23 protein-coding genes are annotated in these 26,226 nt (G+C 62.5%); 2 read left to right on the plus strand and 21 right to left on the minus strand.

What is annotated here, in order from left to right:
• Nucleotides 1–12: 12 nt before the first annotated feature.
• Nucleotides 13–183 carry a hypothetical protein gene (locus OKW43_RS13120; RefSeq protein WP_187632469.1) on the plus strand — a complete coding sequence of 57 codons (171 nt, stop codon included), beginning with the start codon at nt 13–15 and terminating at the stop codon, nt 181–183.
• A 121-nt stretch (nt 184–304) separates the two neighbouring features.
• On the opposite strand, the gene OKW43_RS13125 is transcribed toward OKW43_RS13120, so the two are convergent.
• The 4 genes from OKW43_RS13125 to hemE all read right to left on the minus strand — a co-directional run bounded on the left by OKW43_RS13125 (nt 305) and on the right by hemE (nt 5,995).
• Entirely contained in the window at nt 305–574 is a 270-nt protein-coding gene (locus OKW43_RS13125; protein ID WP_187632468.1) for a hypothetical protein, read from the minus strand.
• 5 nt (nt 575–579) lie between these two features.
• Nucleotides 580–2,010 (minus strand): YeiH family protein, encoded by a 1,431-nt coding sequence (locus tag OKW43_RS13130; protein ID WP_187632467.1) that lies wholly within the window; start codon nt 2,008–2,010, stop codon nt 580–582.
• 170 nt (nt 2,011–2,180) lie between these two features.
• Nucleotides 2,181–4,427 (minus strand): primosomal protein N', encoded by a 2,247-nt coding sequence (locus OKW43_RS13135; protein WP_187632466.1) that lies wholly within the window; start codon nt 4,425–4,427, stop codon nt 2,181–2,183.
• Between the two features lie 467 nt (nt 4,428–4,894).
• A complete protein-coding gene (hemE, locus tag OKW43_RS13140; RefSeq protein ID WP_187632465.1) occupies nt 4,895–5,995 on the minus strand; it encodes a uroporphyrinogen decarboxylase in 1,101 nt (366 codons plus the stop codon).
• Between the two features lie 288 nt (nt 5,996–6,283).
• On the opposite strand from hemE, the gene OKW43_RS13145 reads away from it, so the two are divergent.
• Nucleotides 6,284–7,075, plus strand: coding sequence for a transporter substrate-binding domain-containing protein (locus OKW43_RS13145; protein ID WP_429447741.1), 792 nt, complete (start codon nt 6,284–6,286; stop codon nt 7,073–7,075).
• A gap of 605 nt (nt 7,076–7,680) precedes the next feature.
• Here the strand turns inward: OKW43_RS13145 and OKW43_RS13150 are convergent.
• The 17 genes from OKW43_RS13150 to OKW43_RS13230 all read right to left on the minus strand — a co-directional run bounded on the left by OKW43_RS13150 (nt 7,681) and on the right by OKW43_RS13230 (nt 26,181).
• The gene (locus OKW43_RS13150; RefSeq protein ID WP_187632463.1) at nt 7,681–9,411 is read right to left on the minus strand and encodes an AMP-binding protein; all 1,731 of its coding nucleotides are present in this window, start codon (nt 9,409–9,411) and stop codon (nt 7,681–7,683) included.
• 230 nt (nt 9,412–9,641) lie between these two features.
• Nucleotides 9,642–10,067, minus strand: a complete 426-nt coding sequence (locus OKW43_RS13155; RefSeq protein ID WP_008917918.1) for a F0F1 ATP synthase subunit epsilon — start codon at nt 10,065–10,067, stop codon at nt 9,642–9,644.
• Nucleotides 10,068–10,225: 158 nt separating this feature from the next.
• Nucleotides 10,226–11,620, minus strand: coding sequence for a F0F1 ATP synthase subunit beta (atpD, locus tag OKW43_RS13160; protein WP_187632462.1), 1,395 nt, complete (start codon nt 11,618–11,620; stop codon nt 10,226–10,228).
• Between the two features lie 100 nt (nt 11,621–11,720).
• A complete protein-coding gene (atpG, locus tag OKW43_RS13165) occupies nt 11,721–12,605 on the minus strand; it encodes a F0F1 ATP synthase subunit gamma (protein ID WP_187632461.1) in 885 nt (294 codons plus the stop codon).
• 140 nt (nt 12,606–12,745) lie between these two features.
• Nucleotides 12,746–14,287: a F0F1 ATP synthase subunit alpha gene (gene atpA, locus OKW43_RS13170; protein WP_187632460.1), complete on the minus strand. Its 1,542-nt coding sequence runs from the start codon at nt 14,285–14,287 to the stop codon at nt 12,746–12,748.
• 56 nt (nt 14,288–14,343) lie between these two features.
• Complete coding sequence (locus tag OKW43_RS13175; RefSeq protein WP_187632459.1) at nt 14,344–14,883, minus strand: F0F1 ATP synthase subunit delta; 540 nt, start codon at nt 14,881–14,883, stop codon at nt 14,344–14,346.
• Between the two features lie 2 nt (nt 14,884–14,885).
• A complete protein-coding gene (locus tag OKW43_RS13180; RefSeq protein WP_429447744.1) occupies nt 14,886–15,356 on the minus strand; it encodes a F0F1 ATP synthase subunit B in 471 nt (156 codons plus the stop codon).
• A gap of 136 nt (nt 15,357–15,492) precedes the next feature.
• On the minus strand, nt 15,493–15,762 hold the full coding sequence (atpE, locus tag OKW43_RS13185; protein WP_007180033.1) for a F0F1 ATP synthase subunit C: 270 nt from the start codon (nt 15,760–15,762) through the stop codon (nt 15,493–15,495).
• An 81-nt stretch (nt 15,763–15,843) separates the two neighbouring features.
• Nucleotides 15,844–16,695, minus strand: coding sequence for a F0F1 ATP synthase subunit A (gene atpB, locus OKW43_RS13190; RefSeq protein WP_187632457.1), 852 nt, complete (start codon nt 16,693–16,695; stop codon nt 15,844–15,846).
• Nucleotides 16,696–16,861: 166 nt separating this feature from the next.
• On the minus strand, nt 16,862–17,404 hold the full coding sequence (locus OKW43_RS13195) for an ATP synthase subunit I (RefSeq protein ID WP_187632655.1): 543 nt from the start codon (nt 17,402–17,404) through the stop codon (nt 16,862–16,864).
• 574 nt (nt 17,405–17,978) lie between these two features.
• Nucleotides 17,979–18,866 carry a ParB/RepB/Spo0J family partition protein gene (locus tag OKW43_RS13200; RefSeq protein ID WP_187632456.1) on the minus strand — a complete coding sequence of 296 codons (888 nt, stop codon included), beginning with the start codon at nt 18,864–18,866 and terminating at the stop codon, nt 17,979–17,981.
• A gap of 18 nt (nt 18,867–18,884) precedes the next feature.
• The gene (locus tag OKW43_RS13205; protein WP_187632455.1) at nt 18,885–19,676 is read right to left on the minus strand and encodes a ParA family protein; all 792 of its coding nucleotides are present in this window, start codon (nt 19,674–19,676) and stop codon (nt 18,885–18,887) included.
• Between the two features lie 70 nt (nt 19,677–19,746).
• Nucleotides 19,747–20,430 carry a 16S rRNA (guanine(527)-N(7))-methyltransferase RsmG gene (gene rsmG, locus OKW43_RS13210; protein ID WP_187632454.1) on the minus strand — a complete coding sequence of 228 codons (684 nt, stop codon included), beginning with the start codon at nt 20,428–20,430 and terminating at the stop codon, nt 19,747–19,749.
• Nucleotides 20,427–22,385 (minus strand): tRNA uridine-5-carboxymethylaminomethyl(34) synthesis enzyme MnmG, encoded by a 1,959-nt coding sequence (gene mnmG / locus OKW43_RS13215; protein WP_187632453.1) that lies wholly within the window; start codon nt 22,383–22,385, stop codon nt 20,427–20,429. The genes rsmG and mnmG overlap by 4 nt, the downstream gene beginning before the upstream one ends.
• Nucleotides 22,386–22,560: 175 nt before the next feature.
• Entirely contained in the window at nt 22,561–23,337 is a 777-nt protein-coding gene (locus tag OKW43_RS13220; protein WP_187632654.1) for an ABC transporter ATP-binding protein, read from the minus strand.
• Entirely contained in the window at nt 23,337–25,121 is a 1,785-nt protein-coding gene (locus OKW43_RS13225) for an ABC transporter permease subunit (protein WP_429447747.1), read from the minus strand. The genes OKW43_RS13220 and OKW43_RS13225 overlap by 1 nt, the downstream gene beginning before the upstream one ends.
• A gap of 4 nt (nt 25,122–25,125) precedes the next feature.
• Complete coding sequence (locus OKW43_RS13230) at nt 25,126–26,181, minus strand: branched-chain amino acid ABC transporter permease (protein WP_429447749.1); 1,056 nt, start codon at nt 26,179–26,181, stop codon at nt 25,126–25,128.
• Between the last annotated feature and the right edge of the window lie 45 nt (nt 26,182–26,226).

Below are 26,226 nucleotides of genomic sequence, written 5' to 3' on the forward strand. Positions count from 1 at the left end.
AGGGTTGGTGTGATGGAAAAGTGGCTGGTAATACTGGGCATCTGGGCGATGTGTGCGGCCTGTGCGGTATTTTTCATTCGAGGCGCGACCGGCGGCTCGAATCGGCGCGAAGAGGAGCGCAAGCCTGGCAGCGCGGCCTCGCGTGGATCGGCGGGTAATACGCGCGACGCGCTGAACGACTGAGATCAGAAAAGCGCGCGCGACGGCTCATCAAGCCGGATGCGCGCGCGGATCGGTGGACTTGCGACAGGATTGGCGCGGGCAGACTGGCGCGCCGGGATTGCGCCTGATGGTCGCTGTTGGGTCAGCGCCGCCCGAGTGGCGGCGCAATCGACTCGAATCGCGCACAGACGTCGCGGGGCGACACGAGCTGATCGTGCAGACGACACAACCGGCTATCGGCGACGCTCGCGCCGAAACCCGAACTGAATGCGACGAGCCCGGGGATACGCTGCTCGAGCGCATCCCGTTCGTTCACGCGATGCCGGCATCCGCCGCAGCACGGCGCGCTGCTTCGCTCTACTGCGCCAACGTACGCCGCGGCGTCGGCGTCACGATCCGTCGAAATCTTCACGGGCGTTATCCGAGGCTGTTCCAGTACGACGCGAACACGCGCGCGGATAGCGCATAGCCGATCGCGATATTGACCGCAACACCCGCCGTGAAAGCAAGGAACGGCTTCAGACCGGTCGCGGCAAGCGAGCGGAAGCGCGTCGTCAAACCGATGCTCAGGAAGCAGAAGGTGAACGCCCACGTGCGCAGCACCGTGATCGGCGCGACGAACTCCGGCGTGACGACCTTGCGGTAGTCGGCGAGCGAATAATGGCTGGCGATCCACGTGACCAACGCCGACGCGATCACAAAACCGATCACGAACTTCGGGAAACGCGCCCAGATCTCACCGGCATTCGCGCGCGCGGTGATGCCGCTATCCTGCGTTTCCCAGCGTGTCGTCGCGACGATCGCGAGCACGAACGCCCAGATGCCGATCCAGATGTCGCGGCCTACCACCTTCATCAGCGTGAAGGCCTGCAACGACGCTTCCGGCGCGCCGGCGATCGCACCGCCCGCGTGCCGCGCGAAATCGCCGTAGGCCTGGGCGGCGGCGATGCCCGCGGCGTCGGCGAACTCGGAGGTGCCGATCCAGGCGCCGGCGACGGCTGTCGGCAGTCCGAGCGAGCGCGACGCGAACGGCAGCACGAAGATCATCACGATCGCCCACAGCACGACCAGCGTGATCGCCACCGACGCCTGCTCGCGCTTCGCCCGTACCGCGCCGGCAATCGCGATCGCCGCCGACACGCCGCACACCGCGCCGCCGACACCGAGCACGGCGGCAAAGCGTCGATCGAGCCCAAACGCCCGTGCGACGAGAAAGATCACGAAGAACGTCACCAACGACACGATGCTCGCCTGTACGACCGCGACTGGGCCGGCCCATACGAGCAGTGTGAACGGCAGCGTCGCGCCGAGCAGCACGATGCCGACCTTGATGTAGAACTCGACGCGCAGCCCCGCCGCGAGCCACTCCGGCAGCGTGAACAGGTTCGACACGATCAGTCCGAGCGCGAGCGCGACGAGCGGCGGCTCGAGGTTGTACTTCGATGCGTCGACCCACGCGCCGAGCGTCAGGATCAGCGCGGACGCGACGAACACGACGACGAAGGCGGTCAGAAACGCGCCGACGCGCTGCCTGAGCAGCGCGACGCTGGCGCCGAACAGCACGGCGAACGTCGCAAATAGCGCGACGTAGTTGGGTAGATGCTTGCCGATGTCCTGCGCGGCCTGCGCGACGCTCGACCATTTCGTCGGCGCGACCGCGAGCCACTTGATGCTGCTGCCCGACGCGAACAGCGCCCACGCAATCACGATCACGAGCAGGCCGACGCCAGCGGCAAGCCAGTCTTCCGTCAGCGAAAAGCCGCTGCCCCGCTCGGTTTGCGCGTTTTGTGTTCCTTGCCGCTGACCCGGCGCGGCGCCCGCCGGCACGGTGTGATGAGTGTTGCTCATTGCAGATGCCCCGAGAAAGTTGACTGGCATCGGCGTGCAATTGTTGTCGTTTAGCCCCGAAAACGCGCCGATTTCGCGACTATAGGCGAGCACCAGCGCAAAACGAAACGATCATTCGCTCTATGGATATGACGCAAAGAAGTATGGCGGGCGTAATCTGCCCGGTGGCGTCAGATGTCGAGCGGGTCGACTTCGAGGTTCCAGCGCAGCACGCCCTTGAGCGAGCGCAACAGTGGCTGCCACGCGCGCAGCGTGGCCTGCAGCGCGGCGCGCGATGCGCTTTCGATCAGCAACTGCGCGCGATGCACATGCATCACCTTGACGATCGTGAGCGGCACCGCGTCGTAGACCGTGACGCGCTCGGCGGCTGGAATCTGCGCGAGCTCGGCGGCGGCCTGCTGCAGAAACGCGAGCGCCGCTTCGAGCGTGCGGCCTTCGGCGCGCAGCAGCGCCTGGTAGACGAACGGCGGCAGGTGCGCGTCGCGTCGCTCGGCGAGCGTCGCATTGGCGAAGCCGACGTAGTCGTGACGGCCCAGCGCGTGATAAAGCGCGTGACGCGGGTAGCGCGTCTGCACCAGCACTTCGCCCGGCAGACCGCCGCGCCCCGCGCGGCCGCTCACTTGCATCAGTTGCGCGAACAGGCGCTCGCTCGCACGGAAATCATGCGAAAAGAGCGCTGTATCGGCGTTGAGCACTCCAACCAGCGATACGCGCTGGAAATCGTGGCCCTTCGCGATCATCTGCGTGCCGACCAGGATATCGACCTCGCCCGCGTGCACGTCCGAGAACAGCGCCTGCGCGCTGCCCTTGCGGCGCGTGCTGTCGGCGTCGATACGCAGCACGCGGGCACCTGGCACCGCGCTCGCAAGCGTCTCCTCGACGCGCTGCGTGCCGCGCCCGAGCGGGGCGATGTCGACGTTGCCGCACTCCGGGCACGAGCGCGGGATGCGAGACTCCCAGCCGCAGTGATGGCAGCGCAACGCGCGCTCGGGCTTGTGCAGCACGACGTAGGCGCTGCAGCGCGGACAACCCGCCACCCAGCCGCACGCGTCGCAGGCGAGTTGCGGCGCGTAGCCGCGACGGTTCAGGAACACGAGGCTCTGCTCGCCGCGTTCGAGCCGCGCCTTCACCGCCGCGATCAACGGACCCGACAGGCCTTCGATCGACGCCCGCCCGCGCCGGCGCTCGTCCTCGAGGTCGATGAGCCGCACGGTCGGCAACACAGCGTCGGCGACAGCCCGGCGCGACAACGTGAGCCGCTTGTAACGCCCCTGGTCGGCCTGCCACCAGCTTTCGAGCGACGGCGTCGCCGAGCCCAGCACGACGGGCACGCCGAGCTGCTTCGCCCGATAAATCGCGAGGTCGCGCGCCGAATAGCGCAAGCCTTCCTGCTGCTTGTAGGCCGGATCGTGCTCTTCGTCGACGACGATGATTGCCAGCTGTGGCAGCGACGCAAGCACCGCGAGCCGCGTGCCGAGCACGATGCGCGCGCGGCCGGTGTGCGCGGCGAACCAGTTGCGGGCGCGCTCGCCTTCGGCGAGGCCGCTATGGAGCGTGACAATCGCGCTGGCGTCGAGCGCGGCGAAGCGGGCGCGGAACGCCGCCTCGAACTGCGGCGTCAGGTTGATCTCCGGCACTAGCACGAGCCCTTGCGCGTCGGGCTTGGCGGCCAGAACCGCCGCGAGCGCGCGTAGGTACACTTCGGTCTTGCCGCTGCCGGTCACGCCGTGCAGCAGGAACGGCGCGAAGCCGTCGGCGTCGCGGATCGCTTCGACGGCGCTGACCTGTTCGTCGGTGAGGGTCGGCAGAGCCGGGGTGGGCGCGTCCGGCAGTGACGCGGCGGCGGGCACCGCGGCGGCGTCGATCAGCTCGAGCGTCACAAAACCTGCGCTCCGCCATGTGTCGAGCGTTGCCAGCGCCTTCGGGTGCAGCGCGCGGGCGTCGGCGGCAAACAGGAAGTCGGCTTCGGCGAGGGCCTGAGCGAGCTTTCTGAGCGCAGTCGCGCGGGCCGGCAATGCGTCGGGCAACGCCGCGCGGCCCTCTGCCGTCAGCCGATAGCGCACTTCCGGCGCGAATAGCCGCGACCAGCGCGACGCGTCGCGCAGCGCCTGCGGCAGCGCGGGCAGCGCCACTTCGCCCCGACCGCGTTGATAGTAGTCAGCGGCGAATGAGGCGAGCGCGAGCCAATGTTCCGACACCGGCGGACACGCCGTGCAGACCTTATCCACATCTCGGAGACGCTCGGCCGGCACGTCGCTGTGAGCGGCCACTTCGCAGACGAGCCCCACCACGTGGCGTTTGCCGAATGGGACGCTGACGAGCGTGCCAACCACAGCCGCATCGGACGCGCCGCAGCGGTAGTCGAACAGCGTCGGCAGCGGATGGTCCAGCGCGACTCGGACGAACACTTCGCTCATCCGGCGTAGCGCACAAGGTGAGCCGGCACGACGCCCAAGCGCGGCGCGGATTGCGTCGCGCGGCACGCGAAGGCGCGGAAGTTAAAGTAAAACCTTAATTTCACCGCTAAGTTTTGGATTCGACTGAACAATTGCGGCTCGACTCGCGGTCCTGTGGATAACTTTGTTGAGAACTTCGCTTCGACGGGCCGCAAACGGCGTCGTGACGGCCTTGTGTGGGCTTCCGCACATTTGCCCGCGCTCCCCGCAAACCCATGCCGGACAAGGCTTAGATCAAATGCGCCGAGTATGTGCAAGGGTCGGGGCACGATTAAAGCCTCTACCGCGCCGCAGCGTGCGAAGTGTGCATAAGTCGACTCTTGACTTTCACAAGACCGCCATTTGGCGGCCACTTCGCGGATCTCATGTCCCTTAGGCCGAGAGCCCAATTCGCTGCAGCGCAACAAAAAACGGTAACTATGACAGCGTCACGCCGGCGTGTGTGCACCGCTACGAATAGCGCGACTGTGTCGATGCACCTCATCGACCAGTTCGGCCACATGCTCGGGCGGCGTGAACTGCGAAATGCCGTGGCCCAGATTGAAAACGTGACCGGGATGATTGCCGAAGCTGTCGAGCACCGCGCGCGCTTCCATGCGGATCGCGGCAGGCGGCGCAAATAGCACCGACGGATCGATGTTGCCCTGAAGCGCCACCTTGCCGCCGACACGCTCGCGCGCCTTGCCAAGGTTCACGGTCCAGTCGAGGCCGACCGCGTCGACGCCGCTCGCGGCGATGTCGTCGAGCCACAGGCCGCCGCCCTTCGTAAAGGCGATCACGGGCACTTTTTCGCCGTCGTGCTCGCGCTTGAGCTGACTGACCACCTGCTCGATGTAGCGCAGCGAAAAACGCTGATAGATGCCATCGGCGAGCGCTCCTCCCCATGTGTCGAAAATCATCACCGCTTGCGCGCCCGCTTCGATCTGCGCGTTCAGGTATGCCGCGACCGAACCCGCGTTGACCTCGAGAATCCGCCGCAGCAGATCGGGACGCGCGTACAGCATAGATTTGATCGTGCGAAAGTCCGCCGAGCTGCCGCCTTCGACCATGTAGCACGCGAGCGTCCACGGACTGCCTGAGAAGCCGATCAGGGGTACGCGCTGGCGGCCTTGCGCATCCTTCAGCGCCGAGCGGATCTCTCGTACGGCGTCGGTCACGTAGCGCAGTGTCGCGTCGATGTCCGGCACCGCGAGGCGCGCGACGTCGTCTTCGGTGCGAACCGGACGGGCAAATTTCGGCCCCTCGCCATTGACGAACTCGAGGTCGAGGCCCATCGCGTCGGGCACAGTCAGGATGTCGGAGAACAGGATCGCTGCGTCGAGCGGATAGCGATCGAGCGGCTGCAACGTGACTTCCGTCGCGAAAGCCGGGTTCTTCGCGAGACCGAGGAAACTGCCCGCGCGGCCGCGCGTGGCGTTGTATTCCGGCAGATAACGGCCAGCCTGCCGCATCAGCCAGATCGGCGTGTAATCGGTCGGCTGGCGCAGCAGCGCGCGCAGGAAAGTGTCGTTCAGGAGTTGATGGGTCACGTTGCGTGCGGCTGAAGAGCTGAGGGCAATAGAGCATTTTACCGGACGCGGCTCCGGACATCGCGCGTGACGAGGTAATCATTGTGGCGGCGGCGCGTCTCGGGAAGCGGCTGTGAAACAGCCCGGGCGCACGTCGATGAGCGACGGGCCGCGACCACGCGCACGGGCCGGGGCTCGTTGTCTCCCGCTGCCCGCGTCGCCCTGGCTGAACGGCCGATGTTCAAGCCCGCGCTACCACGCTAGTATCCGACAGCCTTAACGACCAATTGCAGACTATCAGGAGACTCGATGAAGAAGGCAGCACTCGCAATGCTCGGCGCGCTCGCCGGCCTTCTGATGCATGTCGGCGTGGCCAGCGCGCAAAACGCCGCGGCCGCGCCGTCCAGGCTCGACGACATCATCAGCCGCGGCACGCTACGCGCCTGCACGATCGGCGACTACAAGCCGTACTCGTTCTATCGGGGCGATGGCCAGTTCGAGGGCATCGATATCGACATGGCGGAGTCGCTCGCGAAGTCGCTCGGCGTGAAGGTCGAGTTCGTCAAGACGTCGTGGTCGAATTTGATGAACGACTTCGTCGCGAAGTGCGACATTGGCATTGGTGGCGTGTCGCCGACGCTCGAGCGCCAGAAGCGCGCGTTCTTCACGCAGGCTTATATGGTCGACGGCAAAACGCCGATCGTCCGCTGCGACGATGTGAACAAATATCAGACAGTCGCGCAGATCGACCAACCGTCCACGCGAGTGATCGTCAATCCGGGCGGCACCAACGAGAAGTTCGCGAAGCAATACTTCCCGCACGCGGACGTGACCGTTTATCCGGACAACGTGACGATTTTCAAGCAAATCCTCGCAGGCAAGGCGGACGTGATGGTGACGGATGCGTCGGAAACGCTGTTGCAGCAGAAACTCAATCCCGGCCTGTGCTCGGTGCATCCGGACAAGCCGTTCCAGTACGGCGAGAAGGCATGGCTGCTGCCGCGCGGCGACGCTGCGTTCCAGCAATACGTCGATCAGTGGCTGCATCTGGCGCGAGCGACCGGCGAGTATCAGGCCATTTCGGATAAGTGGTTGAAGTAAGGTCGCCGTCGCAATGGGAGGCCGTCAGCTGCATACCTGTCGCGACAAGGTGCGGGCGGCCTGCCAAGCCTGCGAGTGCAACGATTTCATGCAAAACGCGGCGCTCAATTTCTACTGCCAATATGCGTCACGGATAGCATTAATCATGCGCGTCACGGTGCACGGCAGTCGCCGGTAATTACTACTTTTCGCAGGTTTTATTTTGGCAATAAATCCCGCAGCGCCTTATCGGGCGGGCGTTACAACCTGAAACACTTTGTTACCGCCTTTATAGGGTAATTCGCCCACAATGCCCTCAACGGTTTCAACACGGATGTGGCTGTGTGCGTGGTGTGAGCGGATACGATGCACTTGCCGGTCGGCGCTTTGCCGGAGCCCTGTGAAGGGGCATCCCTGTTGGGGCCGTAATCGACGTAGGGTCGTCGTAACAACCGTCCCATCTTTGGTCTCCTCGCGCTAACCCCGTAGCGTGTGGTTTTTAGCGGGCTCCAGGCCCGCTTTTTTTTCGTCTGCTCAAACGTTTGCGCGCGACAAACGGTCCGCGCACAGTTCTGGTTTACACCCGCATCTTGCTCATATCGCTCGCCCAGCGTGCTGCAGCATTGTCATGCCGTCTTGTTCTCTTTGAGCTTCAACTCGTCGATCATTCGTTCGCGCATCACGAATTTTTGGACCTTGCCGGTCACGGTCATCGGTAGTTCGTCGACGAAGCGGATATAACGCGGCACCTTGTAGTGCGCAATCTGTCCCTGACAGAACTGCTGGATCTCTTCGGCCGTCGCCTGTTCGCCCGTGCGCAGCACGATCCACGCGCAGACTTCTTCGCCGTATCTGGTATCGGGCACGCCGAACACCTGCACGCTCTGGATCTTCGGGTGACGAAACAGAAACTCCTCGATCTCGCGCGGATAGATGTTTTCGCCGCCGCGAATCAGCATGTCCTTCAGGCGGCCGACGATGTTGCAATAGCCTTGCGCGTCCAGTGTCGCCAGATCGCCAGTGTGCATCCAGCCATCGACGACGCTCTCGTGCGTTTTTGCCTCATCGCCCCAATAACCGAGCATCACAGAGTAGCCGCGTGTGCATAGTTCGCCCGTTTCGCCGACGGGCACGATGTTGCCGAGCGGATCGACGATTTTCACTTCGAGATGCGGCTGGATGCGCCCTACGGTCGTCGTGCGCTTGTCGAGCGGATCGGTCGTCGAGCTCTGGAAAGACACCGGGCTGGTCTCCGTCATGCCGTAGGCGATCGTGATCTCGCTCAGGTGCATCTTCGAGACGACCTTCTTCATCGTTTCGATGGGGCATGGCGAGCCCGCCATGATGCCGGTGCGCAGCCGCGAGAAGTCGTACGAGGCGAAGGCCGCATGGTCGAGCTCGGCGATGAACATCGTCGGTACGCCGTGCAGCGCGGTGCATTTTTCCTCCGCGGTCGCCGCCAGCGTCGCGGCTGGATCGAAGCCCTCGCCTGGAAACACCATGCTCGCCCCGACCGACACGCACGCGAGCACCGCCAGCACCATCCCGAAGCAGTGGTACAGCGGCACCGGAATGCACAGGCTATCCTGCTCGCTGAGCCGCATCGCCATCGCGATATAGCGCGCGTTGTTCACGACGTTGCGATGAGTCAGCGTTGCACCCTTCGGATTGCCCGTCGTGCCGCTCGTGAACTGGATGTTGATCGGCTCGCGGCACGACAGCGTCGCGCCGATCGCATCGAGCCGGGCGGCGTCGAACGACGCCCGCCCGCGCTCGATTACGTCGGAAAAGCTCAGCATGCCCGGCGTCTCGGTGTCGCACATACGGATCACGTAGCGCAGCTCCGGCAGCCGGGCGGCACGAAGCTCGCCCGGCGGCTGCGTCGCCAGTTCGGGCGCGAGCTCCTGCAGCATCTCGAGGTACATTGACGTCTTGAAGCGCTCGGCACTGATGATCGCCTTGCAACCGACCTTGTTCAGCGCATAGTCGAGCTCAGCGAGCCGGTAGGCCGGATTGATGTTGACCAGGATCGCGCCGATCCGCGCGGTCGCGAACTGCGTCAATAGCCACTCGACGCGGTTGGGCGACCAGATGCCGACACGGTCGCCTTTGATGATGCCGAGCGCGAGCAGCCCAGACGCGAGCACATCCACTTCATGCGCGAATTCGCGCCACGTCCAGCGGATGAGTTGTTCGCGAAACACCACGGCCGGCCGATCAGGAAAGCGCGCGGCGGTGTCGCGCAAAAACTCGCCGACGGTCGCTTCGCTCAACGGATTTTCGGTCGACCCGCGCACGTACGACAGTCCATCCGCCGGTTCTATCAGCGCACCTTCACGCGAGCTATGCGTTGCCATGGTGTTGTCTCCGTTAGCGCAAGCGCGCTCGATTGAAATGAATTTGAAATCGATTGTGCACCGGCGCGTATCCGTCCGGCATCAAGTCTTACCCGCACCGCACGGCGCGAGCGCGGCGAACCACCGCTCGTTTCTTCGACCCTGTGGATTTTGCCGACCTTTACGTAAACGTCAAATAGGTATCAAAAAAAAGCAGCCGCGCGGGCTGCTTTCTTCTACTACGTGCTGCTTTAGTGCTGGCCGCGCAGCTTGCGCAGACGCTGGATTGCCGCGAGTTGCGCCGTCGCGTACGCGAGTTCCGCCTGTGCGGTCGCGTACTCTAGGTTCGAGCCCGTGTTCTGCAGCGCCTCTTCCGCACGCTTGCGTGCGTCTTCGGCCTTGGCTTCGTCGAGATCCTTGCCGCGGATCGCGGTGTCGGCGAGAACCGTCACTGCGCCCGGCTGGACTTCGAGGATACCGCCGGCGACGAACACAAACTCTTCTTCGCCGTTTTCAACTTCGATGCGCACCGCACCCGGACGGATCCGCGTGATGAGCGGCGTGTGGCCCGGCAGAATGCCGAGTTCACCCGCTTCGCCTGGCAGCGCGACGAACTTCGCCTGGCCCGAGAAGATTTCCTCTTCCGCGCTGACGACGTCTACTTTAATGGTTGCCATATGTGTCGACTCCTGTCGACGAGAGTTAGCGCTTTAGTGCAGACTCCCGTCCCATGCAAGGCGGGTTGAGCGTAATCAGAGACGCTGGCTTTGCGCAACACTACCGTTCTGACAGCCGTGATGCGCGAGGCCGGCGCTCGCTTCGTTACACCCGACCTTTACTGGATCTTCTTGGCCTTTTCGAAGGCTTCGTCGATCGTGCCGACCATGTAGAACGCTTGCTCCGGCAGGTGGTCGCACTCGCCTTCGACGATCATCTTGAAGCCACGGATCGTTTCCTTCAGCGGCACGTACTTGCCCGGCGACCCCGTGAACACTTCGGCGACGTGGAACGGCTGCGACAGGAAACGCTGAATCTTACGAGCGCGCGCGACGGCGAGCTTGTCTTCCGGCGCGAGTTCGTCCATGCCCAGAATCGCGATAATGTCGCGCAGTTCCTTGTAGCGCTGCAGCGTTTGCTGCACGCCGCGCGTGATCGAGTAATGCTCTTCGCCAATCACGTGCGGGTCGATCTGACGCGAGGTCGAATCGAGCGGATCCACCGCGGGGTAGATACCGAGCGAGGCGATGTCACGCGACAGCACGACGGTTGCGTCCAGGTGGCCGAAGGTCGTAGCCGGCGACGGGTCGGTCAAGTCGTCCGCAGGGACGTACACGGCCTGCACCGACGTGATCGAGCCAGTCTTGGTCGACGTAATACGCTCCTGGAGCTTACCCATTTCTTCGGCCAGCGTCGGCTGATAGCCCACTGCCGACGGCATACGGCCGAGCAGTGCCGACACTTCGGTACCGGCCAGCGTGAAACGGTAGATGTTGTCGACGAAGAACAGCACGTCGAGACCTTCGTCACGGAAGTGCTCGGCCATCGTCAGGCCGGTCAGCGCGACGCGCAGACGGTTGCCCGGCGGCTCGTTCATCTGGCCGTACACCAGCGCGACCTTGTCGAGAACGTTCGAGTCCTTCATTTCATGATAGAAGTCGTTCCCTTCGCGGGTACGCTCGCCCACACCGGCGAACACGGAGTAACCGCCGTGTTCCTTCGCGATGTTGTTGATCAGTTCCATCATGTTCACGGTCTTGCCCACGCCGGCGCCACCGAACAGACCCACCTTACCGCCCTTTGCGAACGGGCAGATCAGGTCGATAACCTTGATGCCGGTTTCGAGCAGCTCGGTCGACGGCGACAGTTGGTCGAACGCCGGAGCCTTCTGGTGGATCGCACGCGTGGTTTCGCTCGAGATCGGGCCGGCTTCGTCGATCGGACGGCCAAGCACGTCCATGATACGGCCGAGAGTCGGCTTGCCGACCGGCACGCTGATCGGGTTGCCCGTGTTCTTCACGATCGTGCCGCGGCGCAGACCGTCCGAAGCACCCAGACAGATGGTACGGACCACGCCGTCGCCCAGCTGTTGCTGGACTTCGAGCGTCAGCTCCGTACCTTCTAGAATGAGCGCGTCGTAGATCTTCGGCATGGTTTCACGCGGAAATTCCACGTCGATCACCGCGCCGATGCACTGTACGATCTTGCCTTCTACCAAAGCAGTAGTACTCATCGCTTTTCCTTTAGATACTCAATTCTTCACTCGCGCAATGGCGCAGTTTCTCCGATGGGTGTGCCGCTCGGGCGCACACGAACGACCTGCCTGACCGGGGTCAGACGGCCGCCGCTCCACCGACGATTTCCGACAGTTCTTTCGTGATCGCGGCCTGACGGCTCTTGTTGTACACGAGCTGCAGATCGTTGATGACCGTCTTCGCGTTGTCCGAAGCAGCCTTCATCGCGACCATGCGGGCCGACTGCTCCGATCCCATGTTTTCCGCGACGGCCTGATAGACCAGCGCCTCGACATAACGCACCAGCAGTTCGTCCACCACTGCCTGCGCATCCGGCTCGTAGATGTAGTCCCACTGCGTGCTCGGCGTCGTACCGTCTTCTTCCGTGCGCTCGAACTGATCCGCCGACAGCGGCAACAGCTGCTCGATCACCGGCTCCTGCTTCATTGTGTTGACGAAGCGCGTGTACGCGAGGTACACAGCCGAAATCTTGCCTTCCGAGAACAGGTCGAGTTGCACCTTCACGGCACCGATCAGTTTTTCCAGATGCGGTGTATCGCCTAGTTGCACGACGTTCGACACGACCTTCGCGTGCAGCCGGTTCAGGAAGCCCAGACCCTTGCTGCCGATCGCGGTTGCCTCGATCGTCTTGCCCTGGCCTTCCAGTTCCTTGAACTTCTGCAGCGACGCGCGCAGCACGTTGGTGTTCATCCCGCCGCACAGACCTTTATCAGTCGTGACGAGGATGACGCCGGCCGCCTTCGCGCCTTCGTTCGACACCATGAACGGGTGACGATACTCCGGGTTCGCACGGCTCATGTGCGCAGCGATATCGCGGACCTTGTCGGCATACGGGCGAGCAGCGCGCATGCGCTCCTGAGCGCGGCGCATCTTCGATGCGGCCACCATCTCCATCGCTTTCGTGATCTTGCGCGTGTTTTGCACGCTCTTGATCTTGCCGCGAATTTCCTTCATTCCAGCCATTGCTTGCTCCTTTGTCGGCCCGAGTCAGCGCTTCAGCGCTTACCCGGGTCCCATGCAAAGCGGCTGAAGCAGCTCGGGAGCATTCGCATGCGGCCCGCGCCGCTTCAAGGTCCGTTTATGCCTTGCGGATCATTCGCGGATCAATATGCGCCGGACTTCTTGAAGTCTTTGACGGCCGTGTGCAGCAGGCCTTCGTCGTCCTTCGAGAGTTCCTTGGTATCTTCGATACGCTTGACCAGATCAGCATGGCTCGACTTCAGGTGGTCGCGCAGGCCCTTCTCGAACGGCAGGACTTGAGCAACTTCGAGGTCGTCGAGATAGCCGTTGTTTGCCGCGAACAGCGACACAGCAAGCTCCCACACTTGCAGCGGCTGATACTGCGGCTGCTTCAGCAGTTCCGTCACGCGGCGGCCGCGCTCGAGCTGCTTGCGGGTCGCTTCGTCGAGGTCCGATGCGAACTGCGCGAACGCAGCGAGTTCACGGTACTGCGCGAGGTCGGTACGGATACCACCCGACAGTTTCTTCACGACCTTCGTCTGAGCGGCGCCACCCACACGCGACACCGACACGCCAGCGTTAATTGCCGGGCGGATACCTGCGTTGAAGAGGTCGGTTTCAAGGAAGATCTGGCCGTCGGTAATCGAGATCACGTTCGTCGGAACGAATGCGGTCACGTCGCCTGCCTGCGTTTCGATGACCGGCAGTGCCGTCAGCGAACCGCTCTTGCCCTTCACCTCACCATTGGTGAACTTCTCGACGTACTCTTCCGACACGCGAGCCGCACGCTCGAGCAGACGCGAGTGCAGATAGAACACGTCGCCCGGGTAAGCTTCACGGCCCGGCGGGCGGCGCAGCAGCAGCGAGATCTGACGATATGCCCAAGCCTGCTTGGTCAAGTCGTCGTAAACGATCAGCGCGTCCTGGCCGCGATCGCGGAAGTATTCGCCCATCGTGCAGCCGGCGTACGGCGCGAGGTATTGCATCGCGGCCGATTCCGAAGCCGAAGCGGACACGACGATCGTGTATTCCAGCGCGCCGGTTTCTTCCAGCTTGCGCACCACGTTCATGATCGACGAAGCCTTCTGGCCGATCGCGACGTAGATACAGAAGAGGTTCTTGCCCTTCTGGTTGATGATCGCGTCGACTGCGACTGCGGTCTTGCCGCACTGGCGGTCGCCGATGATCAGCTCGCGCTGGCCACGGCCGATCGGCACCATCGCGTCGATCGACTTCAGACCGGTCTGGACCGGTTCCGAAACCGACTTACGCCAGATCACGCCCGGAGCAATCTTTTCGATTGCATCGGTCTTCTTCGCGTTGATCGGGCCTTTGCCGTCGATCGGGTTGCCGAGTGTGTCGACCACGCGGCCGAGCAGTTCCGGACCCACCGGCACTTCCAGAATGCGGCCCGTCGTCTTGACGATGTCGCCTTCCGAAATGTGTTCGTATTCACCCAGAATCACGGCGCCGACCGAGTCGCGCTCGAGGTTCAGCGCGAGACCGAAGGTGTTGCCCGGGAATTCGAGCATTTCGCCCTGCATCACTTCCGACAGGCCGTGGATGCGCACGATACCGTCGGTCACGGAGATCACGGTGCCTTGGTTGCGAACGTCTGCGCTCGCTTCAAGGCCCTGGATCCGGCTCTTGATCAGCTCGCTGATCTCAGAGGGATTGAGTTGCATTATTCGCTCCTGATAGTCAATTCTGTTGCGTGCCAGCCGCTAAAGCGCGAAGCGCTTCAGGCCGTCAGGGCCGTCTGCATGCTGGCGAGCCGCGCGCGGACCGAGGTATCGAGCACTTCGTCGCCGACCGTCACGCGCACGCCGCCGATCAACGACTGGTCGACTTCGACCGTCGGCTTCAGCTTGCGCTTGAACTTGCGTTCGAGGCTTGCGACGAGTTCGTTCAACTGCGCACCTTCGAGCGGGAATGCGCTGACGATCAGCACATCTGCTGCCCCTTCGCGGGCGTTCTTCAACTCTTCGAACTGCGAGGCGATTTCCGGCAGCAGCTGCAGGCGATGGTTGTCCACCAGCATCTGCACCAGATTCTTCGCTTGCGCGTTGTCCTTGAGCGGCGACTTGACCGCGGCCAGCAGCAGATCGCTTACCTGGGCACGGCTCACTTTCGGGCTCGAGGCGATCGACAGCACTTCGGGCAGACGCGCAACCTGTGCCAGCTCCTGCACGAGCGTGGACCAGGCGGCGATGTCACCAGCTTCGGCCACGCCAAACAGCGCTTCCGCGTACGGACGGGCGATGGTTGCAAGTTCGGCCATGATCAGAGCTCGGCTTTCAGTTGATTCAGCAGGTCAGCATGAGCTGCCTGGTCGACTTCGCGCTGCAGGATCTGTTCAGCGCCCTTCACAGCGAGTGCAGCGACTTCGCCACGCAGCGCTTCGCGCGCCTTCATGACTTGCTGATCCGCGTCGGCCTTCGCCTGCGCGATGATGCGGGCGGCTTCCGCCTGCGCCTGAGCCTTGATTTCGTCGGCGACTGCGACAGCGCGCTTTTCGGCGTCGGCGATTCGTTGCTGGCCGTCGTTGCGAGCCTGGGCCAGTTCCTGGTCGACGCGCTTGTGAGCGGCTTGGAGTTCCTGCTTGCCCTTTTCAGCGGCTGACAAACCGTCGGCGATCTTCTTCGCGCGCTCGTCGATGGCGTTGATCAGCGGCGGCCACACGAATTTCATCGTGAACCACGCGAGGATCAGAAACACGACCATTTGCGCAAACAGGGTTGCGTTGAGATTCACGGTGTTTCCTTAAACGTTGCTAGTTCGGAAAGTGAAACGGCAAGGCGCTCATCGATTCTGCTCGATCAGCGCCCCAGTACCCGTTCCGCCCTGCGCCTTTACCTGTTATAGCTCAGGCGCAAACCTCCGAGGAACCTCAGCCTGCCAGCTTCGAGAGCAGCGGGTTCGCGAACGCAAACAGCATTGCCACACCAACGCCAATCAGGAACGCCGCATCGATCAGACCAGCCAGCAGGAACATCTTGGTTTGCAGCGGGTTCATCAGTTCAGGTTGACGGGCGCATGCTTCGATGTACTTGCCACCCATCAGACCGATACCGATACAGGCGCCGATAGCACCCAGGCCGATGATGATGCCGATACCGATGGCGGTCAGACCCTGGATGTTGGCGATGAAAGCTTGCATGATCACTCCTTTGTGAAAAGTCTTTTAGAACTGGTTGGAACTGGGAATTAAAAAACTACGATTCTTTGCCGACAACGCAGGTTAATGCGTGTCGTGTGCCTGGCCGATGTACACCAGCGTCAGCATCATGAAAATGAACGCCTGCAGCAGAACGATCAGGATGTGGAAGATTGACCACACTGTGCCGGCGACCACGTGGCCGATGAAGCCAAGCACCGTCGTGTCCGCGCCGAAGCTCCAGAGGCTGCCGAGCAGGGCAATCAGCAGGAACAACAGTTCACCCGCGTACATGTTGCCGAACAGCCGCATGCCGAGCGAGACCGTCTTCGCGACGAACTCGATGATGTTCAGTGCCAGGTTGGGGATCCACAGCAGCGGATGCGCGCCGAACGGAGCGGACAGCAGTTCATGCACGAAGCCGCCGGCGCCCTTGATCTTGAAGTTGTAGTAAATCATCAGCACGAATACGCCGAGCGCGATGCCGATCGTGCCGTTCAGGTCGGCCGTCGGCACGATGCGGTGGTGCGGGATGGCTTCGGAGAGACCCAGCCAGCCGATCACACGGCCCGGCAGGTCGACGGGAATGAAGTCGAGCGAGTTCATCAGCGTGACCCAGACGAACACGGTCAGCGCGAGCGGCGCGATGAAGGTGCGCGAGCCGTGGATCATGGCCTTCGATTGATCCTCGACCATTTCGACCAGCATTTCGATCGCGCACTGGAAGCGACCCGGCACGCCGGACGTTGCCTTGCGGGCTGCCAGATGCAGCAAGAAGATCGTGACGAGGCCACACACGATCGACCAGAAAAGGGTGTCGAGATTCCACACATGGATGTCGAAAATCGACGTCTGGTGTGTGGTGGAAAAGTTCTGCAAGTGGTGCGCGATGTACTCGGACGGATCCATTGCGCGCGTGCCTTCGCTAGCTGCCATATCGTTAAAGCCACCCAAATTGTCGAAAATCGTTCGAGGCCGCTCCCGCCGAAAATACTGTATTGCGGGAACGCGCCGGATGCGGGCCCTGTCTCATCCGCACACCCGTACCGGCACTACGCGCCGGCCTTAAATTCTTTTTGCTGCTGTTTTTTGTGCTGCTACCTTAGCGCCACGCCAAGGCGATCCAGTAAGTCTTCAGCGCGATGAGGTAGGTCACGAGCAGCGGAATCCAGCGTACGTCGTGATACCAGAAGGCGATTGCGACAAACATCGCAATCGTTGTCCCCATCTTGAGCGCTTCACCGATCATCCAACTCATCACGGTCTCGGCGCTCTTCTTTTTCAGCCGTGCCGCGAACAACGCGCCCGGCACCCAGCAGATCGCTCCCCCCAGGAAGGCGGACAGCGCAGCACCGCCCGGCGGCTTGTAGAACAGCCACCACAACAACGTCGCAACCAGGGACAAAACCATTTGCGCCGCGACGACCCTGAACGGCGTCACGCGCGATGGACGACCCACGCCGGGACCAAACAGCTTTTCCGCTTCGGCCCGCGTGAGCGGAACGATATTGCTATCTTCCTGCGCGTCATCCCACGCTTCGGCCGGATCGAACTGCCGGCTGGCGGACGCATCGGGTGCGGAGCGTTCAGCGCGGTGTCTGTCGTCACCATTCTCCGGCGACAGATTCGACGTTTTAACCGCCATCGCAGTGTTCCGAAAGTCTCGTTCAGCCCGCGAGTTTACGCAGCGCTTACGGGGTTGCCGTGCAATTAAATCCGGGCGATTGTAAGCGATAGTTGCAGGCAATTCAAGACATTAGGCCAGCCTATAACGGCGTGAAACGTGCCTTCACGATGCGGCAAACTATGCGAACCACGTTTAGTCACGTCAAATATAAGGCGGGCGGGCGGCGGCAAAACCCATGTGGCGAATCGCATGGATCAAAGCTCGTTGACTGGTCGTTTCGACGCTGCGGCGGACGTGTCGAAAATGCAACAAAGCGCCTTTTTTTAAGGGTTGAATGGGACAGTTCATTTATTGACCTGAATCATCCCTGCCCGCAAAAATTCGATGAGGTCGAGCCGCCTTGTGATAGCCGCTCGTAACGATGATTGCGGCTGGGATGTCGAGCGCCCGAAACTAGGATTCCTGATTATTTTGCATCAGTTATTTAGGGATCCACGACAGTCACTCGCACTGCGTTAAACCGGCTCGCGGCGCTAATCCTGCGAATGCCGCCAGCCGTTCGCCACCCGTCCCTGTCGAGCGCCATCTCCGTTCAAACGTTCGCGTTCCCGCGCAGGCGAACCAGAATGCCCTCCAACGCATCCAGATCTCCGAAGTCCACCAGCACCTGGCCGCGACCACGTCGGCCAAGCTTGATTTTCACCGTCGCGGAAAGCAGGTCCGACAGTTCCTCTTCCAGCCGTCGCGTGTCACGGCCGCCATCCGGATTCGCGCGCGCCTTGAGCGCCGGCGTCACCTTCGCGGTCATCGTGACCAGCTTTTCGGTCTCGCGCACGGACAGGCGCTTGTTGACGACCTGGTTGGCCAGCGTGATCTGCGTCGCGGCATCGACGGCGAGCAGCGCGCGAGCGTGCCCCATGTCCAGATCGCCGGCGAGCAGCATCGTCTGTACCGGCGTCGCGAGGTTCAGCAGTCGCAGCAGATTGGACACCGCGCTTCGCGAACGGCCCACCGACTCCGCCGCCTGCTCGTGCGTAAAATTAAATTCGTCGAGCAGGCGCTGGATGCCCTGAGCCTCTTCGAGCGGATTCAGATCCTCGCGCTGAATATTTTCGATCAGCGCCATCGCCGCGGCGGCTTGGTCGGGCACGTCTTTCACGAGCACCGGCACCTCGTCGAGCCCCGCGATGCGCGCCGCGCGAAAACGCCGCTCCCCTGCGATGATCTCGTAGCGGTCCGCCGCGATCGGACGCACGAGAATCGGCTGCATCAAACCTTGCGCACGGATGCTCGCCGCGAGCTCCTGCAGCGCGCCCTCGTCCATACGCGTGCGCGGCTGGTATTTGCCCGCCTGCATCTTGCCGAGCGGCAGCACGCTCGGCGCGCCGTCGATCACCACCGCCTCGGTGATATCCGAGGTGCCACCAAGCAACGCCTCCAGACCACGGCCTAGTCCCTTCTTTCTTGCTACTGCGTTCATTGTGCTTCCTCGATCCGCTTAGGATGCCTGGGGCGCGTCATTCAGCGCGCGCACCCGCTCAATCATTTCGGCGCCGAACTGCACGTACGCCTGCGCGCCACGCGACGCCCTGTCGAACACCACGCCGGGCAGCCCGTAGCTGGGCGCCTCGGCCAATCGCACGTTGCGTGGAATCACCACGTCGAAGACCTTGTCGCCGAAATGCTCTTTCAATTGATCCGAGACTTGCTGTTGCAACGTGATGCGCGGATCGAACATCACGCGCAGCAGACCGATCACCTTGAGGTCACGATTCAGATTCGCATGAACCTGCTTGATCGTGTTGACAAGGTCGGACAACCCTTCGAGCGCGAAGTATTCGCACTGCATCGGAATTACGACACCGTGCGCGGCGCACAGTCCGTTGAGTGTCAGCAGCGACAAGGCCGGCGGGCAATCGATCAGCACAAAATCGTATTCGCCCTCGACCGCCGCGAGCGCCGTCTTCATCTGACGCTCGCGATTCTGCATGCTAACGAGTTCGACCTCGGCCCCCGCGAGCTCCCGGTTCGCGGGCAGTACATCGTAGCCGACTGCTTCGGGCCGCACGCGCGCATCGGCTACCGATACGTTATCCACGAGGACCTCGTAGACCGTGTTCGTACATTCGGCTTTGTCGATCCCGCTGCCCATCGTGGCGTTGCCTTGCGGGTCCAGATCGATGAGAAGGACTCGCTGTCCCTGCGCTGCCAGGCTCGCGGCCAGATTGACTGCGGTGGTCGTCTTGCCGACACCGCCCTTCTGGTTCGCAACGCAGAAGATTTTTGCCATCGTTGGTGTGTCCCTTTTGATGCTTGGATGAAGTGAAAATCGTTGACAGTGCTTCCGGCCGCGGCGGCGGTCAGCTTTCGGCGTCCATCCGCACCTTGATCAGATGTCGCTCGGCGTCGAGAGACGGAACGTCTAGCCGGATAATCTGTTCCACGTGAGCACCCGCCGGCAGACGCCCGATTTCGGCATCCGGTCGCACGCCCTTCATCGCCCAGATAGCGCCCTGTTCCGCAACCAGATGACGGGCCAGTGTAACGAAATCCGCGAGTTCTGCGAATGCGCGTGAGACGATTACGTCGAACTTTGCCGGTACTTCGGCGCCAGGCCGCAGCGTCTCCACCCGGCCGGTCACAACCGACAGGTTCGCGAGGCCCAGTTCGGCCCTTGCCTGCGCCTGAAAAGCCGTCTTTTTATGGACGATGTCGTTCGTCGTGATGTCCCAATCGGGGAGCACGATCGCGAGTACGATGCCCGGCAAACCACCGCCCGAACCGACGTCCAGCACCGACGACGGCCCGCGCGGCGCCAGATGCGGCACGATCGACAGCGAATCGAGAATATGCTGGACCAGCATCTGCCGCGGATCGCGGATCGCCGTCAGGTTGTAGACGCTGTTCCACTTTGCGAGCAGGACGACGTAATCGAGCAGCTTGCGCCGCTGTTCGTCGTTCAGCTCCAGGCCAAGCTCGCGGACACCATCCGACAGCAACAGTGCCAGAGCCTGCTGGTCAACTCCCCTCTGCGCTGCGGTCATTGCACCACCGGCGTGCTGTCGGCGCCGAGTTCGGCGGGTTTCGACGGGCGACGTCCGAGGCCGCGCTTTAAGTGGACCATCAGCAGTGAGATGGCGGCAGGTGTGATGCCCGAAATACGCGACGCCTGTCCGATGGTTTCTGGCCGGAACTGCGTCAGCTTCTGACGAGCCTCGAACGACAGCCCACGCACCTCATCGTAGTCCAGCCCTTCCGGCAGACGCGTGTTCTCGTGCGCCTCGTTGCGTTCGATCTCATCGGCCTGTCGATCGATGTACCCCTGATATTTGACGCCGATTTCAATCTGTTCCTTGATCTGCGCGAGCAACGCCGGGTCCTCCGCGAGTGCCTCGGGCGCGCTACAGGTGCCGCCACGCAGGCCGCATACACCGTCGTAGCTGACGCCCGGACGACGCAGCAGGTCCGCGAGGCTGTATTCATGGTCGATCGGCTTGCCGAGCAAGGAGGTCGCTTCATCGGCGGATAAGGTCTTAGGATTGACCCATGTCGAACGCAGCCGCTGTGTTTCACGTGAAACAGCGTCGCGTTTGCGACTGAAGGCGTCCCAGCGGGCGTCGTCGACAACACCCAACTCGCGGCCGGTCTCGGTCAGCCGCATATCGCCGTTGTCTTCGCGCAAGCTCAGACGATATTCAGCGCGGCTCGTGAACATCCGGTACGGCTCTGACACACCGCGCGTGACCAGGTCGTCGACGAGCACGCCGAGGTAAGCCTGATCGCGGCGCGGGCACCACGCTTCCTTACCTTGCACGAACAGACCGGCGTTGATACCGGCTAGAACGCCCTGCGCCGCTGCCTCTTCATAGCCAGTCGTACCGTTGATCTGCCCAGCGAAGAACAGCCCGCCGATCACCTTCGTCTCCAGCGATGCCTTCAACCCTCGCGGATCAAAATAGTCGTACTCGATCGCATAGCCGGGCCGCAGGATGTGCGCCTGTTCGAGGCCGCGCATCGAGCGCACCAGTTCGAGCTGTACGTCGAACGGCAGGCTCGTCGAGATCCCGTTCGGATAGAACTCGTTGGTCGTCAGCCCTTCCGGCTCGAGATAAATCTGATGCGATTCCTTCGATGCGAATCGATGAATCTTGTCCTCGATCGACGGGCAATAGCGCGGTCCCACTCCTTCGATCACGCCCGTGTACATCGGCGATCGATCGAGACCGCCGCGAATGATGTCGTGCGTCCGCTGATTCGTATGCGTGACCCAGCACGGCACCTGGCGCGGGTGCTGCTCGACGCGTCCGAGGAACGAGAACACTGGCACCGGATCCAGATCGCCCGGCTGCTCTGCGAGCTGCGAATAGTCGATCGTGCGGCCATCGATTCGCGGCGGCGTACCGGTCTTGAGCCGTCCTTGCGGCAGCTTCAGCTCTTTCAACCGTGCCGACAGCGAAACGGCGGCCGGATCGCCCGCGCGGCCACCGGTGTAGTTGTTCAAGCCAACGTGGATCTTGCCGTCGAGGAACGTACCGGCCGTCAGCACCACGGCGCGCGCGCGGAAACGAATGCCCACCTGCGTGACGGCGCCGACGACGCGATCACCCTCGACCATTAGGTCGTCGACCGCCTGCTGAAACAGCCAGAGGTCCGGCTGATTCTCCAGACGATGGCGGATCGCCGCCTTGTACAGCACGCGGTCGGCCTGAGCGCGAGTCGCGCGAACTGCCGGTCCTTTCGACGAATTGAGGATACGAAACTGGATGCCGCTTTCGTCGGTGGCGGCCGCCATGGCGCCGCCGAGCGCGTCGACTTCCTTGACCAGATGGCCTTTGCCAATGCCGCCGATCGACGGATTGCAGCTCATCTGCCCGAGAGTCTCGATGTTATGGGTCAAAAGCAGCGTTTTATTGCCCATGCGCGCCGAGGCCAACGCGGCTTCGGTGCCAGCATGACCGCCGCCGACGACGATTACGTCAAATTCTGTGGGAAAGAGCATCGCGGGATCTCACGCCAGATCATCGCGTGAGCCTTAAAAGGAAAATGTATCGGCGAATTATAACGGGTTCGGTTTCGGCCCGAATTTCACCCGAGCGGTGAAACAATAAAAAAGCGGCGTGTTTCACGTGAAACACGCCGCTTCCACAGACACCGATTAGCAAAAAAGTGCGGATTTACGCGGCTCTTTTGGCGAGGCCAAGATAAGTTTCAATCACCCGAGGATTCTGCGCAAGATCGGTCGCGGGCCCTTCCAGCGCGAGCTCGCCGGTTTCCAGCACATAGCCATAGTCCGAGATCTGCAATGCGGCGCGCGCATTCTGCTCGATCAGCAGCGTTGCGACGCCGGTCTGCCGTAATGCGCTGATGATGTGGAAGATTTCCTTCACGATCAGCGGCGCGAGACCGAGGCTCGGCTCGTCAAGCATCAGCAGATCGGGTTTGCCCATCAACGCCCGGCCGACCGCGAGCATTTGTCGCTCGCCGCCGGAAAGCGTGCCGGCCGCCTGCTTGCGACGCTCCTTCAGCCGCGGAAACAGCTCGAACACCGGCTCGAGTTGATCGAGATAGTCGCGCTCGCCTGCCCGTTTGCGTCGGTAAGCACCAAGCAGCAGATTGTCTTCGACCGTCATCGATGCGAACAGCTCGCGCTTCTCAGGCACCAAACACATGCCGAGCGCGACGCGCTTCTCGACCGGCACCGCGCTGACGTCGTCGCCTTGATAAGTAATCGCGCCTTTCGCATGGCCGGAAGTCGGGAGCGCGCCCATGATCGCATTGAGCAGCGTCGACTTGCCCGCGCCGTTTGGGCCGATCACGGAGACGATCTGCCCCGCCCGGACTTTCATCGCTGCATTGTGCAGCGCCTCGACCTTGCCATAGCGGACCGACAACTGGTCCACTTCGAGAATCGGCCCCGCCGCCGCGACGCCGGTCGTCATCGTGTTCTCCATCATTCCACCCCGCCCAGATACGCTTCAAGTACCGCCGGATCCTGCTGCACTTCCTGCGGCAGACCTTCGGCGATCCGCATGCCGAACTCCATCACCACGAGCCGGTCCGTCAGATTCATCACGAAATCCATATCGTGCTCGACGAGCAGCACGCTCATCCCCTCGGCCTTGAGACGGCGCAGCAGATCGGCGAGTTGCAGCTTTTCTTGATAGCGCAGTCCAGCGGCGGGTTCGTCAAGCAATAGCAGAGTCGGATCGCAGCACAACGCGCGTGCGATTTCGAGAATCCGCTGCTGACCGAGCGCGAGGCTGCCCGCTTCGTCATACATATGCTGTTCGAGGCCGACACGGCGAATCTGCCGTGCGGCTTCGGCCATCAGTCGCCCCTCTTCTGCGTTGTTAAGCCGCACGACGCTGCGCCACACGCCCGCATGGCCGCGCAGATGCGCGCCGATCGCGACGTTCTCGAGCACAGTCATGCCCGGCAGCAGCTTCACATGCTGGAACGTCCGGCCGATGCCCCGCTTGACGATTTCGCGTGAACTCAGCGCATCGATGCGCTCGCCGCGGAAAGTAATCTCGCCGCTCGTCGCCTGCAGCACGCCGGTCACCAGATTGAACGTCGTCGACTTACCTGCGCCGTTCGGCCCGATCAGCCCGATGATCTGCCCCGCTTTGACCTCGAAGCTCACGTCGTTCATCGCGACCAGACCGCCGAAGTGCTTGCGCGCCTTGTTCACCGTCAGCAGGTCCTCGCCCGTCTGTGGCTTGTTGCGCTGCGGCAGAGGCTCCGCGTGATCTGCGAGATGCGCACGCGGGCCACGCGGGAAAAAGCGCGCGACGAACGGCCACACGCCCTGCCGCGCGTACTGCAGCAGCAGCACCATGATGATGCCAAACACGATTACTTCGAAGTTGCCGTTCTCGCCGAGCAGTTTCGGCAGCAGCGTCTGCAGATAGTCCTGCAGCACGGTCAGGATCGCGGCGCCGAGCACCGCGCCCCAGACGTGCGAGACGCCGCCCACCACCGCCATGAACAGAAACTCGATGCCGTGATTCAGGCCGAATGGCGTCGGATTCACGGCGCGCTGCAAGTGCGCATACAGAAAGCCCGACACCGACGCGAGCACCGCCGCATAAACGAAGATCACGACGCGCATCCAGCCGGTGTTGACGCCCATCGCCTCAGCCATCTGACCACCGCCGCGCAGCGCGCGAATCGCTCGACCCGGTCGACTATTAAGCAAATTCTGAACAGAGACGACCGCACCGAGCACGACCACCCAGATCAGGTAATAGATATGGCGGCCGGACTCCAGATTGATCCCAAAGACATTCAGCACCGGGATGCCGTTGATGCCGTCGTACTTGCCGAGCATGTCGAGATTGCCGAACAGGTAGAACAGCGCGAGCCCCCAAGCAATCGTGCCGAGCGGCAGGAAGTGGCCGGACAGACGCATCGTGACGAGACCGAGCATCAGCGCGACGAGCGCAGTCACTATCACGCCCGCGATCAGTGCGAGCCACGGCGACACGCCAAAGTTCGTCGTCAGATACGCGGTTGCATAGGCGCCAATGCCGACGAACGCGGCCTGCCCGAAGCTCGTCATTCCGCCGATACCCGTCAACAGCACGAGGCCGATCGCGACGATCGAATACAGGCCGATGTAGTTCAGCAGCGTGATCCAGTACTCGGGCACGTGAATCGGATGTGGCAACACCGGCAACGCAACCAGCACCACGAGGAACAACCAGAAGAACTTCTCTTGCATGATCCGTTTCATCGCGTCACTCCTGTTCTTCTTCGGCGTGCGGGCTCGCAAGACTGCGCCACAGCAGCACCGGGATGATTAGCGTGAACACGATCACTTCCTTATAAGCACTGGCCCAAAACGACGAATACGACTCCAGCAGGCCGACGAGAATCGAGCCGGCCGCCGCGAGCGGATAGCTGACCAGGCCGCCGATGATCGCGCCCACGAAGCCCTTCAAACCGATCAGGAAGCCCGAGTCGTAGTAGATCGTCGTGAGCGGCGCGACGAGGATGCCGCACAGCACGCCGAGTCCTGCCGCAAGCGTGAATGCGAGGCGTCCCGCCTGCGTCGTGCCGATGCCGACGAGCCGCGCGCCGAGCCGGTTCACCGACGTCGCGCGCAACGCCTTGCCCGAGATCGAGCGATCGAAGTACAGATACAACGCGCCAATCAGCACGACCGCGGTGCCGATCACCCACAGGCTCTGCCCGGAGATCGACAACGTGCCGATGCTGAACGTCGCATCGGAGAACGCGTTGGTGCGCGAACCTTCTGCGCCGAACATCACGAGGCCGAGACCGACCATCGCGAAATGCACGGCCACCGCGACGATCAACAGCAGCAGCGTGGTCGCCTCCGCGATCGGCTCATACGCGAGCCGATAAACTAACGGGCCCATCGGAATCACGATCAGCAGCGTCAGCGCGATCTGCACGACCATCGGCAGCGGCTGCAGGAAGATGCCGCGCGTGAGCGCGTAGACCGCAATCGGAAACAGCAGGTACTTCCCTGCCAGCACAGGCAGCGTGCGCGCCGCGTGACGGCGCCGCTCGGCGTGCCGCACCACGGTCGCCGTCTCGACGACGAAGCAGGCGGCGCCCATCGCCATCAGTAGCCAGCAGGTGGCTGGAAACTTCTGCGTTTGCAGTGCGGCGAGCGTCAACGCGCCGTACGACACGAACTCCCCTTGCGGGATGAAGATCACCCGCGTGACCGAGAACACCAGCACCAGCGCAAGCGCGAGCAGCGCGTAGATCGCGCCGGTCGTGATGCCGTCCTGCGCGAGGATCGCGGCAATTGATAGATCCATACTTCCTCGTCCTGAAGCGTCGAATCGGAAAACCGGGAAAGAGTC

Source organism: Paraburkholderia sp. WC7.3g (genome assembly GCF_050436345.1).
Classification (GTDB): Bacteria; Pseudomonadota; Gammaproteobacteria; order Burkholderiales; family Burkholderiaceae; genus Paraburkholderia; species Paraburkholderia podalyriae.

Coding starts and splice junctions, on each gene's coding strand:
- OKW43_RS13200 (WP_187632456.1), bottom strand. CDS start 18,866: ATGAACGCAGTAGCAAGAAAGAAGGGACTAGGCCGTGGTCTGGAGGCG.
- OKW43_RS13130 (WP_187632467.1), bottom strand. CDS start 2,010: ATGAGCAACACTCATCACACCGTGCCGGCGGGCGCCGCGCCGGGTCAG.
- mnmG (WP_187632453.1), bottom strand. CDS start 22,385: ATGCTCTTTCCCACAGAATTTGACGTAATCGTCGTCGGCGGCGGTCAT.
- OKW43_RS13220 (WP_187632654.1), bottom strand. CDS start 23,337: ATGGAGAACACGATGACGACCGGCGTCGCGGCGGCGGGGCCGATTCTC.
- OKW43_RS13175 (WP_187632459.1), bottom strand. CDS start 14,883: ATGGCCGAACTTGCAACCATCGCCCGTCCGTACGCGGAAGCGCTGTTT.
- atpD (WP_187632462.1), bottom strand. CDS start 11,620: ATGAGTACTACTGCTTTGGTAGAAGGCAAGATCGTACAGTGCATCGGC.
- OKW43_RS13195 (WP_187632655.1), bottom strand. CDS start 17,404: ATGGCGGTTAAAACGTCGAATCTGTCGCCGGAGAATGGTGACGACAGA.
- OKW43_RS13145 (WP_429447741.1), top strand. CDS start 6,284: ATGAAGAAGGCAGCACTCGCAATGCTCGGCGCGCTCGCCGGCCTTCTG.
- OKW43_RS13120 (WP_187632469.1), top strand. CDS start 13: ATGGAAAAGTGGCTGGTAATACTGGGCATCTGGGCGATGTGTGCGGCC.
- atpA (WP_187632460.1), bottom strand. CDS start 14,287: ATGCAACTCAATCCCTCTGAGATCAGCGAGCTGATCAAGAGCCGGATC.
- rsmG (WP_187632454.1), bottom strand. CDS start 20,430: ATGACCGCAGCGCAGAGGGGAGTTGACCAGCAGGCTCTGGCACTGTTG.
- OKW43_RS13205 (WP_187632455.1), bottom strand. CDS start 19,676: ATGGCAAAAATCTTCTGCGTTGCGAACCAGAAGGGCGGTGTCGGCAAG.
- OKW43_RS13150 (WP_187632463.1), bottom strand. CDS start 9,411: ATGGCAACGCATAGCTCGCGTGAAGGTGCGCTGATAGAACCGGCGGAT.
- OKW43_RS13230 (WP_429447749.1), bottom strand. CDS start 26,181: ATGGATCTATCAATTGCCGCGATCCTCGCGCAGGACGGCATCACGACC.
- OKW43_RS13225 (WP_429447747.1), bottom strand. CDS start 25,121: ATGAAACGGATCATGCAAGAGAAGTTCTTCTGGTTGTTCCTCGTGGTG.
- atpG (WP_187632461.1), bottom strand. CDS start 12,605: ATGGCTGGAATGAAGGAAATTCGCGGCAAGATCAAGAGCGTGCAAAAC.
- atpE (WP_007180033.1), bottom strand. CDS start 15,762: ATGCAAGCTTTCATCGCCAACATCCAGGGTCTGACCGCCATCGGTATC.
- atpB (WP_187632457.1), bottom strand. CDS start 16,695: ATGGCAGCTAGCGAAGGCACGCGCGCAATGGATCCGTCCGAGTACATC.
- OKW43_RS13155 (WP_008917918.1), bottom strand. CDS start 10,067: ATGGCAACCATTAAAGTAGACGTCGTCAGCGCGGAAGAGGAAATCTTC.
- OKW43_RS13135 (WP_187632466.1), bottom strand. CDS start 4,427: ATGAGCGAAGTGTTCGTCCGAGTCGCGCTGGACCATCCGCTGCCGACG.